Here is a 17,006-nt window from a genome sequence, read left to right on the forward strand (position 1 = left end):
ATGACAAGCCTGATCACGCAGGTGAAGAGCAAGCTCTTCATCCACTCCTCGCAGAAGTCGATGCACGCGCTCGACGGCGCCTACGCGTCTCTGCTGCACGGGCGCAGCCTCGACTTCGAGGACCTGCGCAAGTACGAGTACGGCGATCAGGTGCGCGACATCGACTGGCGGGCCACCGCACGCCTCGGCACTCCCCTGGTGAAGCGGCATCGGGCGAACCGCATGCACACCGTGCTGTTCGTCGTCGACACCGGCAAGTCGATGACGGCGCTCGCACACGACGAGAAGCCCAAGAAGGACCTCGCCATCCTCACCACCGGGGCTCTCGGCATCCTTGCCCTTCGCCATGGAGATGACTTCAGCGTCGTCTACGGCGACGCCGAGCGCGTGCGTCGACGAGCGCCGGGGCGAAGCGAGGGTGCGCTCGAACACGCCCTCCGCACGATCGATCAGGCGATCACCGACACCGAAGCACCGAGTGACCGCGACGCGCTCCTCGCCTATGTCGCCCGTACGATCGCGCGCCGCTGCATCGTCGTGATCATCACCGATGATGCACCGGTCACCGACGACGCGGAACGGATGCTGCGCCGACTGCGCGTGCAGCATGACGTGCTGTGGGTCACACTCCGTGACGCAGACCCGGTGCTCGATCATGTCTCGCACTCGGTGCGCGCCGACGTCAACACGCGCTGGGCCGTCCCCGACTTCGTGCACGGCGATCGTGAGGTGCTCGGCGAGCTCATCGCCCAGACACAGGCCGATGCCGCACGGCTGAACGGCCTGCTCGATCGCCTCGAGATCAGTCACACCGCCCTCGACACACAGGATGACGCGGTGGCGCAGTTGCTGCGCATGCTGAACCGGAGGGCCAATGTCCGGAACTGACGAGCTCTACCCACCAGCGCAGTACGGCTGGGGATGGATGCTGCTGGCTCTCGGCATCATCGCCGCGCTCATCCTGGCTGCCTGGCTGCTGATCTTCCTCACGAAGCCCCGGCGCGCCGTCGCGCTGCAGGGGGACGCGCAGACACCCATGCCGCTGACCGCTGACGTGCTCACGCTGCTGCGGCAGGAGTACCACGAGCGCATCGGGCAGATCGAGGCGGACTACCGGTCCGGATCGCTCACGGCGCGGCACGCGAACCTCGAGCTCAGCCGGGTCGTGCGCACCTTCGTCAACGAGTACAGCGGCCTGGAGGCGCCTGTGCTCGCCCTCGACGACCTCGTGCGGCTCGGCGTGCCTCCCACGCTGATCGACGCGCTGCAGCGGCACTACTACCCCAGCATCTTCCGCAAGGGGCCGGCGGTCGACCCGATCGCCGGCGCCGAGGCCGCCCACAAGGTGGTGGGCTCATGGCACTAGAGAACGGGTGGGTCGTCCTCATCGCGGTGGCCGTCATCGTGATCGCGATCGGCGTCGGGCTCCTCATCGGGCTTCGGCGCAATGCTCGCCACCGCGAACAGCAGAGCGCCCCGATCGCGAGGGCGGAACGGCTTCGCGCGCTGCCCTCGTTCCAGCACGCCGTCAGACGCCGCACCGTCGCCCTCGCCGGAGTGCTCGCGCTCGGCGTGCTCGCGAGCGTGACCGCGGGAATCGTGGCCGCGCGGCCCATGTCGTCCGAGACGATCCAACCCGTCAACACCAGCCGAGACATCATGCTGTGCCTCGACGTCTCAGGGTCGATGAGCGACGTCGACGTCGAGGTGCTCAGCGTGTTCGAGGAGCTGCTCGACGGCTTCGAGGGCGAGCGCATCGGCCTGACGATCTTCAACAGCTCCCCGGTGCAGATCTTCCCGCTCACGGACGACTACGACTTCATCCGCACGCATCTGCAGAGCATCCGCGAAAGCTTCGACTACATGGAGGAGATCCCCGAGCACTGGGTCGGCACGCTCAACGGACCAGGCGCCTCGCTGATCGGCGACGGGCTCGCCTCGTGCGCCATGCGCTTCGATCACCTCGATGACGAGCGCTCGCGCTCGATCATCCTCGCCACCGACAACGAGGTGAACGGCGACTCGATCGTCACCCTCGAGGAGGCATCGAACTACGCCGCCTCCGCCGGAGTGCGCGTCTTCGCGCTCAACCCCGTTCAGGGTGTGGACACCGACATCAGCCAGGAGCTCGTCGCGGCCGCCGAGACGACCGGCGGAAAGGCCTACGGGCTGCGCGACACCACGACCGTCTCCGACATCATCGAAGACGTCCAGGAGCAGGAGGCGACCGAACTGCGCGGTCAGGCGCAGGTCGTGTGGACCGATAACCCGAACCTGTGGATCGCACTACTGCTGGTCGCGAGCCTCGGCTTCCTCGTGCTGCTGTGGAGGGTCAGGCTGTGATCTTCCAACCCGTCCTCAACGTCTTCCTGCTCGTGCTGCTGTTCGCGCCGGTCGCGTTCCTCGTCGTGTGGATGCTGGTGAAGTCGGTGCGCCCCGCCCCTTCGACGGGCTCGGGGGGCGGCTCTGCCGGGCCGATCATGTGGGGGCTTCGGCTGCTGATGCTGCTGGCCTGCTTAATGATGCTGCTGCGCCCCGGCATCCCCGGGGGCGCGACCGAGACCCTCGCGACCGACACCGACATCCTGATCGTCGTCGACACCACCGCGAGCATCGTGGCGGAGGACTGGGACGGCGACGGGCAGCGACTCGACGGCGTCCGCGCCGACGTGCAGGCGATCGTGGACGAGTATCCGGGCGCGCGCTTCGCGCTGATCAGCTTCGACGCCGCCGCCGAGCTGCGGCTGCCGCTGACCACGGATGCCGCCGCGCTGGTCTCGTCGCTGGAGGTCCTGCGTCCGGAAGTGACGGCCCAGTCGCGGGGCAGCTCGATCGGCATCGCGAGCGCGATGGTCGAGGAGACCCTCCAAGCCGCTGCGGAGTCTGCCCCCGACCGCTCGAGGATGGTGTTCTACCTGGGCGACGGCGAGCAGACCGTCAGCACCGAGCCAGAATCGTTCGCCGCCAGCGCGGAGTACACCGACGGCGGTGCGGTGCTCGGCTATGGCACCAGCGAGGGCGGCCCGATGAAGGTCACCTCAGGGAGCTTCGCCTCGTCCGGTGGGGATGGCGAGTACATCGAGTATCAGGGCGAGCAGGCGATGTCGGTCATCGACGAGGCCCACCTGCAGACCATCGCCGATGACCTCGGTGTGGAGTACCGACTGCGCTCGGCCGACACCGACATCGAACTGCCCGAGGCACCGACCACGACGACGACCTACTCCGAATCCGGATCGGTCGGCAACGTGATCGAGCTGTACTGGATCTTCGCCCTCGTGATCGTGCTGCTCCTCGGCGTCGAGATCGCACGCGCCACGATCCTGATAGCGCAGATGCGCGGACTCGCCACCCGGGGAGGTGACGCATGACGGATGCTGTGACCGCTGACCGTTCGAGCACCGGCCCCACGCAAGGGAACGTGGAGGGCGCGCCGGATGCCGCTGCCGCGCTGCTCGCGGCCAATCGCCGACGCCGTCTGATCCGCCGTTGGGTCGCGATCGGCACCCTGCCGCTCACGCTCGTGGCTCTGCTGTTCGTCGGGAAGCTGCTGAGCATGTACGCGTTCGCCCATCAGTCGATCACGACCTATGTCGTCGGAGACTACTCAGGGTCGACGACTGCAGCCGAGGGCCAGGAGTTCCTGAACTGGTTCGAGCCCTATAAGGCTCCGTACAACGTCGGCACCGCCCTTGCCGGCTCCGAGGATCTCGACGGCGCGCGCGTCAAGCTCGAAGACGCCCTCGCACTGGCCAGCGGACTCGAGGTATGTGCTGTGCGCGTGAACCTCGCCATCGTCATCGAGCGCCAGGGTGATGCCGCGGTCGACAAGGGTGACGGCCAGGGAGGGGCGCAGCTGTACGGCGAGGCGCTGCAGATCACGGCCGAGACACCGGAGGAGTGCAACAGCGAAGAGGCCGATTCGCAGTCACCCGACCCGGATCGCAGCATGGGTGAGACCCTCGATGAGCTCGGCGATCGGCTGCAGGAGAAGCAGCAGCAGGCCCAGGAGCAGCAGCCGAAGCCCGACGACGGCGAGGGCGAAGAGCAGGAGCAGCCGCAGCAGCCCGACCAGAACAAACTCGACGAGCTGCAGGACAAGCTCGATCAGGGTGCCGAGGAGCGCGAGCAGAACCAGGGCGACGAAGAAAGCCCCGGCGGCGGGACGGACAAGCCATGGTAGAGCCCGAGAAGCAGCGCGCACGCTACATCGCCGGCACTGAGGGAGCCCCTCCGGTACCGCCGCCCGGTGGATACCACGGTGCCAAGCGAGTGCTGCAGACGCCGACGGCGCCGAACCCGGGTGATCTGGCGCAGGGCGCTCCGGTTCCGCCGCTCGTCAGTGCGCAGGCATCCCAGGAGAAGCAGCCGGCGGGCGTCATCGGCTGGGTCGCTCTGACCGCGGCGATCCTTTTCGCGGTCGTGCTGCTCGGCACTCTGCTCGCCGGCGGCACCGACATGCTGTACGGCGTGACGATGCTGACTCTGCAGCTCGTGGTGCTCGCCGTCGTGATCGCGGCGCTGTTCTCCCGACGAGGTCGGATGCTCGCGGCATCCGCCCTCGTCATCACCCTGATGCTCAACGTCGCCACCGTCGGCGCGATGAGCGCTCTGCAGACGTCGGCGTCGGGCAACTACCAGGGCCAGAAGACCGAGGAGCAGAAGCACGAGGAGGCCTATCCCGGCATCAAGGACCTCACGTCCAGCACGATCCTCGCCCAACCCTCGTTGGAGGAGGTGCGCGCGCAGAGCGAGGAGATGCTCGCCGAGATCCGCCGCCGGCTCACCGATCAGTACGGCTACACGTGGACGGAGGCCGGTACGCAGAACCTCCGGCCGGAGCGCAACGGCTACGGCGGAGAGTCGATGCTCGTGCAGTACACCTCGGTGCCCTGGATGACGAACGAGCCGATCCAGGACTACGACCGCAAGGTCGCCGTGATGGGCGTCATCGAAGAGGTGATGATCGAGTACGGCATGTACAGCCTCTACTCGTTCAACGATCCGTCCTCGGGCATGGATGACTCGATCCTCGAGCGGTTCTACGGCAGCAGCGACCCTCGCACGCAGAACACCTGGGAGTACTACTCGGACAACTATCCGGATCCGCTGCGTTTCTACGCCGTGCTCTACGACCTCTCCAACGACAGCACCGGCGAGTTCGCCGGCGAGCGCGAGGCGCAGAGCGCACGCACGGGCGAGCCGCTGGAGGGGTTGCAGATCTACTTCCTCGCACCCGAACTGCTCAGCGAGGACGACAGAGAAGAGTTCGAGACGCGGATGCAGGAGTACCCCGGTTCCTGAACCGCCTCACACTCCGAGCGAGAGCCCCGCGGCGAGCGCGAAGCCGAGCACCGTGGCAAGGCCCGTAGACTCCTTCGCCTTGGACTGCGCATCGGGCACCATCGAGTCGACGAGCATGACGAGCAGGGCACCGGCGGCGAAGCCGCTGGCTCCGGCACGGAACTCGGAGCTCACAGCATCCGCGAGTGCGAAGCCCGCGATCGTCGCGATCGCGCAGACGACAGCGACACCAGCCCACAGCGACAGCACACGAGACCGCTTCATCCCGCCCTCCAGCAGGTCTGCGGCTGACCCGATCGACTCCGGCAGGTTGGAGACGACGATGGCGATGACGAGGGCGACGCTCACTCCTTCACCCGAGGCCAGCCCTATGCCGAGCACGAGCTGTTCCGGGATGCCGTCGAGCAGTGCCCCCACAGCGAGCGGTCCGCCCGCCGACCCCTGAGAAGCGGAGGCGCGGCGTTCGACGATCCGGTCGGCGACGTAGTACGTGAGCGCGCCCGCGGCGACGCCGACGACCAGTGGGACGGGGCCACCGAGCTGCAGCCCCTCCTCCCAGAGTTCGAACGCTATCGATGCCATCAGGGCACCGGCACCGAACCCGAGCACGATCCCGAGCCACTTCGGCGGCCATGTGCGCAGCAGCGCGAGTAGCGCGCCGACGAACAGCGGTGCGGCCGCGACCGCACCCCACAGCACCGCTTGCATCATGCCCACACCATAGCCCCGGCATCCGGCCCTCCCACGTCATGGGAAAACGGAGACCGACCGGAGTGTCACCGGCGTGGCGGCATCCGACACTCCGTCGACACGCCATTTCGTCCAGGATTCCCACCCGCCTGCTCGGAAACGGGGGCCGACAGGCGACACGCCGCGCGCCGATAGAATGGACTCCATGTCCAAGGTCCTCCAGTCCCTGCCCGTCGGCGAGCGCGTCGGCATCGCCTTCTCCGGAGGACTCGACACCTCCGTCGCCGTCGCATGGATGCGCGACAAGGGTGCGATCCCCTGCACCTACACCGGGGACCTGGGTCAGCCCGATGAAGACGACATCGAGTCCATCCCCGGCCGCGCGCTCGAGTACGGCGCGGAGATCGCCCGCATCGTCGACGCGAAGACCGCTCTGGTCGAGGAGGGCTTCGTCGCCCTGCAGTGCGGCGCGTTCCACATCCGCTCCGGCGGCAAGACGTACTTCAACACGACGCCCCTGGGCCGTGCCGTCACGGGCACCATGCTCGTACGCGCCATGAAGGAGGACGGCGTCGACATCTGGGGCGACGGTTCCACCTACAAGGGCAACGACATCGAGCGGTTCTACCGCTACGGTCTCCTCGCCAACCCGCGCCTGCGCATCTACAAGCCGTGGCTCGACGCCGACTTCGTCACCGAGCTCGGCGGACGCCAGGAGATGAGCGAGTGGCTCGTCGAGCACGGCTTCCCCTACCGCGACGCAGCCGAGAAGGCGTACTCCACCGACGCCAACATCTGGGGTGCCACTCACGAGGCGAAGACGCTCGAGCACCTCAACGTCTCGCTGGAGACCGTCGACCCGATCATGGGCGTGAAGTTCTGGGATCCCTCGGTCGCGATCGAGACCGAAGACGTCACCGTGACGTTCGAGGCCGGCCGCCCCGTCGCGATCAACGGCGTCGAGTACAGCGACCCTGTGGCGCTCGTGAACGAGGCGAACACGATCGGCGGACGCCACGGCCTCGGCATGAGCGATCATATCGAGAACCGCATCATCGAGGCGAAGTCGCGCGGCATCTATGAGGCCCCGGCCATGGCGCTGCTCTTCATCGCCTACGAGCGCCTCGTCAACGGCATCCTGAACGAGGACACCCTCGCGACCTACCACGAGCAGGGCCGCCGCCTCGGTCGCCTCATGTACGAGGGACGCTGGCTCGAGCCGCAGTCGCTCATGCTGCGCGAGTCGATCCAGCGCTGGGTGGGGCTCACGATCTCCGGCACTGTCACGATCCGCCTGCGCCGCGGCGACGACTGGACCATCCTCGACACCGTCAGCCCGAACCTCTCGTACGGCCCGGAGAAGCTGTCGATGGAGCGCGTCGGCGATGCCGCATTCGGTCCCGTCGACCGCATCGGCCAGCTCACCATGCGCAACCTCGACATCGCGGATTCGCGTTCGCGCCTCGAGCAGTACGCGAGCCTCGGCCTCGTCGGCGGAGCCACGGGCGAGCTCGTCGGACGCGTCACGGCGGGCGAAGCATCCGAGATCATCGATTCGGGCGAGGCGCACGACGCTCTCGCGGATGCCGTCGACACGGCCTCCGAAGGCGCAGCCTTCGACTCCGGCACCGACTGACCTCTTCACGACACGAATGGCGGATGCTGGAGCACCCGCTGAGTTATCTTGCACACCACTGTGCAAGTTCGTAGACTGGGGTCATGCCTGACCCACGTACCCCTCGCCGTGACGCGCAAGCCAACCGCGAAAGCATACTGGTCGCCGCACGCACGGCGCTCACGCGAGACCCCAACGCCTCGATCGACCTGATCGCCCGTACCGCCGGCCTCTCCCGCCGCGCTCTCTACGGTCACTTCGAGGATCGATCGGCGCTGATCACCGAACTCATCCGCACGGGTGCGCAGCGTTTCAACACGATCGCCGAGCGACCCCTCGATGACGATGCCCGCATCGCCCTGGCACAGCTCGCATCGCGGCTCTGGCACGAGGTCGCGCACATTCAGACCGTCACCGCCATCGCGCTCGACGACGCCCACGTCGCTGACACCGCCGCCGCGCTGGCCCCATTGCGCCAGGTCGTGACAGACATCGTCGAACGCGGTCGTCGTGCAGACGCGCTGCGCACCGACATCCCCGGCGACGTGCTCGCCCGCCTCATCGAGGAGACCGCCCGCATGGTGGTGCGCGTCGACGCCGTCGGCCCAGATGCCGCGGCCACAGCTGTACGCACCGTCCTGAGCGTTGCCGGGCTCTCCTGGCGCGAGGCAGACGCAGTGCTCACAGCCCACCCCGAGATCGGCCCAGAGGTCGCCGAATGAGGATCGCGCTCCACGGCGTCAGCAAGGGACGCGAGGGACAGGCTTTGCCGACGACGAGCCTCGAGTTCCACACCGGCGCCGTGCGCTTCGCCGTCGCCGAGACGCAGCAGCGTCCGACCGTACTCGGCCTGATCGCCAGCGGTCGGATGAGCCCCGACACCGGCCGGGTGACGATCGACGGAGACACCGACAACCGTTTTCTGCGTCGCGCGATCGCACTGGTGGATGCCCCGGACGTGAGCGATCCGCACGCCGACATCACAGTGGCAGGCGTCGTCGGGGAGGAGCTCATGTTCGCCGGCGTCGGCGCGACACCCATCCACGCCCGGCGATGGCTCACTCAGCTCGGGTTCGCGGAGCTCGCCTCGACGCCGATCGGAAATGTCGATCCCGCTGCGCGGGTGCGCATCATGTGCGAGCTCGCGGTGCTGCGTGAAGGCACAAGGGGGATCGTGCTGGTCGCGCCGGATCGTCATGGTGGCGGACCCGACGGCTGGTGGCGCATCGCGTCCGAGTTCGCCGACCGCGGCTACGCCATGCTCGTGATCATCGGCGGCGCCGCGGCCGTCGCCCTCGAGCGGATGCACGAACTGGAGGCGATCAACGCCTCGGGGCCGATCCCGCCGCTCGTACTGGAACAGCCCGGAGTGAGTGACGAGGAAGAGAGAGGGGACCGCCGATGAAGGTCCCCGCCATGATCGCCGCTGAGCTGCGGCGACTCACCGCGAGCCGGATGGGCATCATCGCCCTGATCGCACTGATGTGCGTACCGATCCTCTACGGCGGCCTCTACCTGTGGGCGAATCAAGACCCGTACGCGAAATTCTCCGAGGTTCCGGTGGCGCTGGTCGTGCAGGACGACGGCGCGACAGGCACCGACTCCGAAGGCGCCGACGAGACCGTCAACTACGGCGAGACGGTCGCCGAGAACCTCATCGAGGGAAATGCCTTCGACTGGCAGGAGATGTCGGCGGATGCCGCGGCTGCGGCCCTGCACGACGGCACGGTCGATTTCACCGTGACGATCCCGAACGGCTTCTCTGCGGCGCTGACCTCGGCCGCCGGCACCGACCCCCACCAGGCGCTCATCGAGCTCGAGACGAACGACGCCAACAACTACCTGGCATCCTCGATGGGCACGCAGGCCGTGGAGAAGATCCGCAGCTCCGTCGCCCAGATGGTCGGAAGCGAAGCGGCTGAGCGCCTCCTCACGGGTCTCAGCGACGTTCGCGATTCACTGTCAGATGCGACGGACGGCGCCTCCCAGCTCGCGGACGGGGCGGTCACGGCATCCACCGGCAGCGCCACGCTCGCCGACGGCACGTCACGGCTCTCCGACGGCTCAGCCCAGCTCGCGAGCGGAGCGTCCCAGCTCGCAGACGGTGCCCAGCAGGTCAGCGTCGGCAACCAGCAGATCGCCGACGTCGCCGACCAAGCCGGCGCGATCGTGCAGGATGCCGCGAACACGCTGCCGCAGATCCGCACCGACATCGCGGACACCCTCGCCTCACATGGCCTCACGCAGGAGGAGATCGACGCGGTCCTGGCCAAGCTCGATCCGCTGGGAGAGCGACTGGAACAGGGCAACACGACCGTGCAGGATGCCGTGGCCAAGATCGATCAACTCGCGGCAGGCTCTGCGACACTCGCGTCGAGCGCACGCACCCTGTCTGACGGCGCGAGCACCGTGGCGACCGGTGCAGCGGCGGCGAACGACGGAGCGGTCCAGCTGCGCGACGGCCTCGTGACGCTCGCCGACGGCACCGCCGAACTGCGCGACGGCCTCGCCAGCGGGGTCGAGCAGATTCCGGCATCCACGCCTGAGCTGCGCCAGACCCAGGCGGAGACGATCTCCGATCCGCTGCGGGTATCCAGCGACAAGGTCGCCTCCGCCGAGGACTACGGTGCAGGACTCGCACCGTTCTTTGCAGCGCTGGCGGCATGGATCGGCATCTACGCTCTGTTCCTGATCGTGAAGCCGGTGTCTCGCCGCGCCGTCACCGCGCTGCACTCCCCCATTCGCATCACCCTCGCCGGTTGGCTCACTCCTGCCGCCCTCGGCGCGCTGCAGATGGTCGGGTTGATGGGCATACTCGCGATCACCCTCGGCTTCCGCTTCGACAACGCGCTGGGCACGCTCGGGGTCATGGTGCTCGCTTCCGCGACCTTCGCCGCGATCATCCTCGCGCTGAACGTCTGGCTGGGGTCGGTCGGACAGTTCCTCGGGCTCGTGCTCATGGTGCTTCAGCTGGTCACCGCGGGTGGCACGTTCCCCTGGCAGACACTCCCCGCTCCGCTCGCAGCACTCCACCACGTGCTGCCTCTCGGCTATGTCGTCGATGCGATGAGGCAACTCATGTACGGCGGGAACTTCGATCGGGCGTGGTGGGATCTGGCGGTGCTCGGCATGTGGCTGGTCGCTGCACTGCTGCTCGCCATGATCGGAGTGACAAGGATGACTCACCGCCGCACGCTGCGCGATCTGCAGCCGAGCCTGATCGGATGAGCAGCATCGGATCGATGCTCTCTGGCGCGGATGCCGCAGCATCCGCACTCGTCCTGCACAGGTCGCCGCGGCCTGAGATGCGTGCTGAAACACGTCGACGGGGCTAGGCTTCCAGAGCGTGCCCGAAACGCGCTCTGGGGAACGGTGAGACCGAATCCCACCGACGACCCCGAAAGAACCCTCAATGACGATCGAATCCACGGAATCTGCTCCCCACCGCGTTCTCGGCGCCAGAATCGGACGAATCGCATTCGGGGTCATCGCCGGTCTGCTCGTCATCGCGGTCGCTGCGGCGTTCTTCGTGGTCTGGACGATCCAGCGTTCGTTCCCGCAGACAGCAGGCGAACTCGAACTCGACGGGCTGAAGGCCCAGGTCACCGTGCAGCGTGACGACCTCGGCGTGCCGACGATCACCGCAGATTCCTCGCACGACCTGTTCTACGCCCAGGGATTCGTGCATGCGCAGGATCGCTTCTTCGAGATGGACTTCCGCCGGCACGTGACGTCGGGCCGGGTCGCGGAGATGTTCGGAGAATCACAGGCCCCGACCGACATGTTCCTGCGCACTCTCGGGTGGCGCGACGTCGCCGAGCAGGAGGTCGAGGCGATGGACGAGACCACACTCGCCTATTACCAGGCCTATGCCGACGGCGTGAACTCATATCTCGCGACTCGCGACGGCGCCGACCTTTCACTGGAATATGCCGTCCTCGGCATACAGAACCCCGATTACACGGTCGAGCCGTGGGAGCCCGCCGATTCCGTGGCCTGGCTGAAGGCGATGGCATGGGATCTGCGTACGAACATCGAAGACGAGACCGAACGCGCGATGCTGGTCGCCGATGTCGGCGACCCGGCAGTCCCGGCCGACAGCCTCGAGCTTCTCGAGCAGCTGTATCCCGCGTATCCGTTCGATGAGAATCCGGTGATCGTCCCCGAGATCTCCACGGTCCCCGCGCTTGACGCGGGAGCCGGCGCCGCGCCGGCCGCCTTCTCGACAGACGGTGGCGGACTCGAAGATTCCGAGGTGCAGACCGCGGTGACCACGATCGAATGGCAGGAGGCCGACAGCGTCGTCGCGGCCGCGAGCCTGCTGGTCGGAGACGTGGGCGAGGGCATCGGCTCGAACTCGTGGGTCGTGTCCGGCCAGCTCACCGAGAGCGGAATGCCTCTGCTGGCGAACGACCCTCATCTGGGCGCCTCCCTCCCCTCGGTCTGGTACCAGGTGCAGCTGCGCTGCTCCGAGGTCACCGACGAATGCCCGTTCGACGTCGGCGGCTTCTCGTTCTCCGGTCTGCCCGGCATCGTGATCGGTCATAACAGTCAGGTCGCGTGGGGCTTCACCAACCTCACGACCGACGTCGCAGACCTCTACATCGAGAAGGTCGACGGCGACGCGTACTGGCGCGACGGCGCCCTCGTGCCACTCGATGTGCGAGAGGAGACGGTCAAGGTCGCGGGCGGCGAAGACATCGATCTCACGATCCGCTCCACCGTGCATGGCCCGATCATCTCCGGACTCACCGACGATTTCACCGCCGTCGCCGACGGTCCGGTCTCGGCGGACGGCGACGCCCTCGTGCAGGGCGAGACGGATGCTTCGGCCGCACTTTCAGGCGAGTACGCCGTGAGCCTCCGCTGGACTGCGCTCGACGCGGGCAGCACCGCGACTTCGATCTTCGCTCTCGCCACTGCCCAGGACTTCGACGACTTCCGGTACGCGGCATCGCTGTTCGACGTCCCGGCGCAGAACCTGATCTACGCCGACGTCGAGGGCAACATCGGCTACCAGGCGCCTGGCCGCCTGCCCATCCGCGGCGCCGGTGACGGGTGGATCCCGCAACCGGGCTGGGACAGCAGCTACGACTGGACCGGGTTCATCGAGTTCGAAGAGCTGCCGGTGTCGTACAACCCGAACTCGGGCTACATCGTCACGGCGAACAACGCCATCGTCACCGATGACTACGAGTACTTCCTCTCTCGCGACTGGGACTACGGCTACCGCGCCGCCCGCATCGCCCACCTGATCGAACGCCGTGCCGCGGCCGCGCCGCTCACCGCGCAGGACATGCGCGACATCCAGAACGACAACGAGATGTGGATCGGCAAGAAACTCGCGGCCGTCATGGAGGACATCGAGGTCGACGGTGCAGGACCCAAGGAGGCCGTCGCGCTGCTGCGAACCTGGGATGCGCAGAACAACGCTGATTCCGCTGCGGCCGCCTATGCGAACGTGCTGTGGTCGAACCTGGTGCTGAACCTGTTCGAGCAGCGTGAAGAGCCGCTGCCGCACGATGGTCAGGCCCGGCTGTTCACCGTGGTGTCCGAGTTGCTGAACGACCCGTCCGATCCCCTCTGGACGAACGAGAACATCGATGTCGACGGCATGGACGAGATGCTCGCGCTGTCTGCCGAGCAGGCCTATGACGAGCTCTCCGGGCTGCAGGGCTCAGCTGTCGCACGATGGAACTGGGGCGATCTGCACGCCATCACCTTGACGAGCGCCACGCTGGGCTCGTCCGGCATCGCTCCGATCGAGGCACTGTTCAATCGTGGACCGTATCCGGTCGGCGGTGGTCCATCGGTCGTGAACGCCACCGGCTGGGAGCTCGGCGAGGGATATGCGACGACCACTGTGCCTTCCATGCGCATGGTGATCGATCTGTCCGACTTCGACGCTTCGACGTGGAACCATCTGACTGGCGCATCCGGGCATCCCTTTCACCAGCACTACGTCGATCAGACCGAGAACTGGGCGGACGGCATCCAGACGCCGTGGGCGTTCACGGCGGATGCCGTGGACGAGAGGACCGTCGGCACCCTGGTGCTCGCGCCGAAGGGCTGAGCGCGAACACGGTCGCGCTCAGTCAGACCTCTTCGGTGAGCTCGATCGGCCCGATCGCCGGTGGCTCCTCGTCGGCGGGCGTCTCGACAGTCTCGACGTCGTCATCCTTGCCGGTGAGGCGCGCAACGGCTTCGGCGAACTGGCGCTCAAGGGCGGCGAACGCGCTCGACAGGTCACCAGCGGCGACCGCGGCGAGAAGCTCCCGATAGGTGTCGGACACCGACCGACGCACGGTGTAGCCACTGGGGTCGCTGAAACTGGCGATCCGAGTCTCGATCGCGAGTGTGGCCATGTAGTGCGACAGCCTGCGGCTGCCCGCGGAATCGACCAGCACACGATGGAACACGATGTCGGCGTCACCGATGGCGCGAGCATCCGTCCCTTCGCTGACGGTGACCAGCTCTTGATACGCGCGCTCGAGCCCATCGATCACTGACGCCGCGCCGGCCTTGATGATCAGCCGCACGGCCTGGCATTCGATCGCGAGACGGGCGTCGTACACGTCGGCGACGTGCTCGGGCCCGATGACACTCACGCGCATGCCGCGGCCCGGGGACGCGGTGAGCAGACCCTCCTGCACAAGGCGCTGGGTGGACTCCCGCAATGGGCTGCGGCTCACTCCCAGCTGTGAGGACATCTCGACTTCGCCGATGGGGCTGCCCACTGGCAGAGCGCCGGTGAAGATGGCCTTGCGCAACTCCGCGGTGATGAGGTCGACGGTCGACGGTCGCGCCACGCGCACCATCGAAATCGGTGAAACCGCGCGAGGGGTGTGTGAAGCCATGTGCATCCCTTCCAGCCGTCGCGCAGAATCGCGGACATCTCATTCTCGATCCTCCGCGTCGATCTGCGAAGTCGAATTCGGAGTCCCCAGTCTGCCTCATGATCACAATTTTGTATACGTGTCGACAATCTGCGCGTCTGACTGTACATCGCTCGACAGATTCCATAGTCTGGGGCACGGTCAACGGCGCCCGTGCAGAGCGCCCGGATACGGAACTCATACGGAACGCGAGGACATCATGACGAAGAGAACGACACGGATCGGCATCGCCACAGCCGCCATCGGGACCCTGACGCTCGGCCTTCTCGCCGGATGCTCATCGGGCGACGGCAGCGACACCGAAGGCATGAACACGCTCGAGAAAGCGCAGGAAGAGGGCAAGATCACTCTGGCGATCGCCTCCGAGCAGCCGTACTCCTGGGTCGAGGACGGCGAGCCGACCGGCGCCACGATCGCGATGCACGAGCAGATCTTCAAGAACCTCGGAATCGACGACATCGAGATCGAAGAAGTCGACTGGAACTCGCTGATCCCCGGGCTCAACGCCGGCCGCTGGGATGCCGTGAGCGCCGGGATGTCGATTCTTCCGGAGCGTTGCGCAGAGGCCGCGTTCAGTGATCCGGAGATCATGTACACGACGACCCTCGTCGTGGCCAAGGACAATCCCAAGAAGCTCAGCGACCTCGACTCGGTCGCCGCCGCCGGCGACGTCACCCTCGCTGTTCAGTCCGGTGCGATCGAAGAGGGCTACGCCACCGATCTCGGCATCGGGAACACGATCCAGGTCGACAGCGCCCAGGCCGGCATCGAGGTCGTGCAGTCCGGTCGCGCCGACGCGTTCGCGCTGACGGCAGTCTCGCTCAACTGGATGACCGAGGACATGGACGATGTCGAGACGACCGACGCCTTCGTACAGGAGATCGACGGGGTCGAGCAGATCGGTGCCGGTGCCACAGTGTTCCGCCAGGATGACAGCGATCTTCTCGAGGCCTACAACGAGGAGCTCGCCAAGATCACCGGCGACGAGGGGACGTACCTCGACCTGGTCGAGCCGTTCGGCTTCACGGCCGAGAACCTGCCCCCGGCAGATCTGACCACTGAGCAGCTCTGCTCGGGCGAGCTGGGCTGATCCCACTCCAGTGACTGACAACTTCGAAGCGCTCGGGCGGGCGCTGCCGCAGATCATCGACGGGGTCCTGATGACCCTGCAGCTGACTGCGGGCGGCGCCCTCCTGGCGTTCGTCGTCGCCATCGGGCTCGGCCTGCTGGCGCGATTCGACAACATCCTGCTCCGCGGCATCGCCCGCACCATCATCGAACTCTTCCGCGGCACTTCGCTGCTCGTGCAGCTCTTCTTCATCTTCTTCGTGATGCCGCTGCCGCCGTTCAACATCGAGATACCCGCCGTGCTCGCGGGCACGATCGCCCTCGGTCTGAACTACGGCGCATACGGAGCCGAGGTCGTGCGAGGGTCCATCAACTCGGTGGACGCCGGCCAGTGGGAGGCGACGACCGCGCTCAGCATGTCGCGCTCGCAGCGCATGTGGCGGGTGATCTTCCCGCAGGCGTGGGTGCTGATGATCCCTTCGCTGAACAACCTGCTGATCCAGCTGCTCAAGGGAACGGCCGTCGTCTACCTGATCACGATCGTCGATCTCACTGCCGAGCTGAACAAGCTGCGCGTCCAGACCGACGTGTTCTTCGCCTACACCCTGGGGCTGCTCATCTACTTCGCGATCGCCTACGCGCTCACGCTCGCCATGAACGCCCTTGAGACCCGCGCCAAGCACCGGCTCGGACAGGGTGGGAAGTGGCGGGACACCATCACGACCACCCCGATCCCCGACATGAAGGGGGCGGGCCAGGCCGCATGAACGACGACAACAGCTTCTGGAGCTGGGATCACGCCATCGCGGTGCTCCCAGATCTACTGTGGACCTTCCTCACCGTCACTCTGGTCGTGACGATCATCGGCAGCATCATCGCCGCAGTCCTGGGCCTGGTCATCGCGCTCGGCCGTCGCACGGCGCCGCGTCCGGTGAGCGCCGTGATCACACTCGTGATGAACTTCATCCGCATGACGCCGCTCGTCGTGCAGCTGCTGTTCGCGTACTACGTCTTCACAACGGTGCCGCCGCTCGTACTCGGAACCATCATCATCGGCATCCACTACGCCACCTACATGGCCGAGGTCTACCGAGCCGGCATCGACGCGGTGCCACCCGGCCAGTGGGAGGCGACGACCGCGCTGTCGATGTCGCCCGGCCGCACCTGGCGCGCGGTGATCATCCCGCAGGCCCTGCGCTCTACACTCCCCGCACTGGCCAACTACGTCATCTCGATGTTCAAGGACACCCCGTTCCTGATGGTCATCACCGTGACGGAGATGGTACGAGAGGCGCAGCTCTACGGCGGTGCGAACTTCCGCTACGTCGAGGCGATCACCCTCGCCGGCATCATCTTCCTGGCCGCAAGCCTGCTGAGTTCAGTGCTGGCCAGACGATTGGAGAAACGTCTTGAATACACCACCGCTTGACACG

The 17,006-nt window shown here is 66.7% G+C and carries 16 protein-coding genes; 14 read left to right on the plus strand and 2 right to left on the minus strand.

Annotated elements, in window-relative coordinates:
* From ACP7AR_RS12880 to ACP7AR_RS12905, 6 genes are read left to right on the plus strand one after another with little or no spacing between them, the layout of a single operon-like run.
* Window positions 1–888, plus strand: a complete 888-nt coding sequence (locus tag ACP7AR_RS12880) for a DUF58 domain-containing protein (protein ID WP_426186343.1) — start codon at window positions 1–3, stop codon at window positions 886–888.
* A complete protein-coding gene (locus ACP7AR_RS12885) occupies window positions 875–1,366 on the plus strand; it encodes a hypothetical protein (RefSeq protein WP_426186346.1) in 492 nt (163 codons plus the stop codon). Before ACP7AR_RS12880 ends, ACP7AR_RS12885 begins: the two co-directional genes overlap by 14 nt.
* Entirely contained in the window at window positions 1,357–2,343 is a 987-nt protein-coding gene (locus tag ACP7AR_RS12890) for a VWA domain-containing protein (protein WP_426186349.1), read from the plus strand. Before ACP7AR_RS12885 ends, ACP7AR_RS12890 begins: the two co-directional genes overlap by 10 nt.
* The gene (locus ACP7AR_RS12895; RefSeq protein ID WP_426186352.1) at window positions 2,340–3,371 is read left to right on the plus strand and encodes a vWA domain-containing protein; all 1,032 of its coding nucleotides are present in this window, start codon (window positions 2,340–2,342) and stop codon (window positions 3,369–3,371) included. Before ACP7AR_RS12890 ends, ACP7AR_RS12895 begins: the two co-directional genes overlap by 4 nt.
* Window positions 3,368–4,183, plus strand: a complete 816-nt coding sequence (locus ACP7AR_RS12900) for a hypothetical protein (protein WP_426186355.1) — start codon at window positions 3,368–3,370, stop codon at window positions 4,181–4,183. Before ACP7AR_RS12895 ends, ACP7AR_RS12900 begins: the two co-directional genes overlap by 4 nt.
* Complete coding sequence (locus ACP7AR_RS12905; protein ID WP_426186358.1) at window positions 4,177–5,304, plus strand: hypothetical protein; 1,128 nt, start codon at window positions 4,177–4,179, stop codon at window positions 5,302–5,304. Before ACP7AR_RS12900 ends, ACP7AR_RS12905 begins: the two co-directional genes overlap by 7 nt.
* Before the next feature lie 6 nt (window positions 5,305–5,310).
* Here ACP7AR_RS12905 and ACP7AR_RS12910 read toward each other — a convergent pair whose 3' ends face one another.
* A complete protein-coding gene (locus tag ACP7AR_RS12910; protein WP_426186361.1) occupies window positions 5,311–6,015 on the minus strand; it encodes a ZIP family metal transporter in 705 nt (234 codons plus the stop codon).
* Window positions 6,016–6,199: 184 nt separating this feature from the next.
* Between ACP7AR_RS12910 and argG the strand changes: the two genes are divergently transcribed.
* The 5 genes from argG to ACP7AR_RS12935 all read left to right on the plus strand — a co-directional run bounded on the left by argG (window position 6,200) and on the right by ACP7AR_RS12935 (window position 13,682).
* Window positions 6,200–7,630, plus strand: coding sequence for an argininosuccinate synthase (gene argG, locus ACP7AR_RS12915; protein WP_426186364.1), 1,431 nt, complete (start codon window positions 6,200–6,202; stop codon window positions 7,628–7,630).
* Between the two features lie 83 nt (window positions 7,631–7,713).
* A complete protein-coding gene (locus tag ACP7AR_RS12920) occupies window positions 7,714–8,331 on the plus strand; it encodes a TetR/AcrR family transcriptional regulator (RefSeq protein WP_426186367.1) in 618 nt (205 codons plus the stop codon).
* A complete protein-coding gene (locus ACP7AR_RS12925) occupies window positions 8,328–9,014 on the plus strand; it encodes a hypothetical protein (protein WP_426186370.1) in 687 nt (228 codons plus the stop codon). Before ACP7AR_RS12920 ends, ACP7AR_RS12925 begins: the two co-directional genes overlap by 4 nt.
* A complete protein-coding gene (locus ACP7AR_RS12930) occupies window positions 9,011–10,837 on the plus strand; it encodes a YhgE/Pip family protein (RefSeq protein ID WP_426186373.1) in 1,827 nt (608 codons plus the stop codon). Before ACP7AR_RS12925 ends, ACP7AR_RS12930 begins: the two co-directional genes overlap by 4 nt.
* Window positions 10,838–11,021: 184 nt before the next feature.
* Window positions 11,022–13,682: a penicillin acylase family protein gene (locus ACP7AR_RS12935; protein ID WP_426186376.1), complete on the plus strand. Its 2,661-nt coding sequence runs from the start codon at window positions 11,022–11,024 to the stop codon at window positions 13,680–13,682.
* Between the two features lie 22 nt (window positions 13,683–13,704).
* Here the strand turns inward: ACP7AR_RS12935 and ACP7AR_RS12940 are convergent, their stop codons facing one another.
* Window positions 13,705–14,418, minus strand: coding sequence for a GntR family transcriptional regulator (locus tag ACP7AR_RS12940; RefSeq protein ID WP_426186379.1), 714 nt, complete (start codon window positions 14,416–14,418; stop codon window positions 13,705–13,707).
* 286 nt (window positions 14,419–14,704) lie between these two features.
* Between ACP7AR_RS12940 and ACP7AR_RS12945 the strand changes: the two genes are divergently transcribed.
* From ACP7AR_RS12945 to ehuD, 3 genes are read left to right on the plus strand one after another with little or no spacing between them, the layout of a single operon-like run.
* Complete coding sequence (locus ACP7AR_RS12945; protein WP_426186382.1) at window positions 14,705–15,595, plus strand: transporter substrate-binding domain-containing protein; 891 nt, start codon at window positions 14,705–14,707, stop codon at window positions 15,593–15,595.
* A gap of 10 nt (window positions 15,596–15,605) precedes the next feature.
* On the plus strand, window positions 15,606–16,340 hold the full coding sequence (locus ACP7AR_RS12950; RefSeq protein WP_426186385.1) for an amino acid ABC transporter permease: 735 nt from the start codon (window positions 15,606–15,608) through the stop codon (window positions 16,338–16,340).
* A complete protein-coding gene (gene ehuD, locus ACP7AR_RS12955) occupies window positions 16,337–17,002 on the plus strand; it encodes an ectoine/hydroxyectoine ABC transporter permease subunit EhuD (RefSeq protein ID WP_426186388.1) in 666 nt (221 codons plus the stop codon). Before ACP7AR_RS12950 ends, ehuD begins: the two co-directional genes overlap by 4 nt.
* The last annotated feature ends 4 nt before the right edge of the window (window positions 17,003–17,006 follow it).

Source organism: Microbacterium sp. TWP3-1-2b2 (genome assembly GCF_049896145.1).
Classification (GTDB): Bacteria; Actinomycetota; Actinomycetes; order Actinomycetales; family Microbacteriaceae; genus Microbacterium.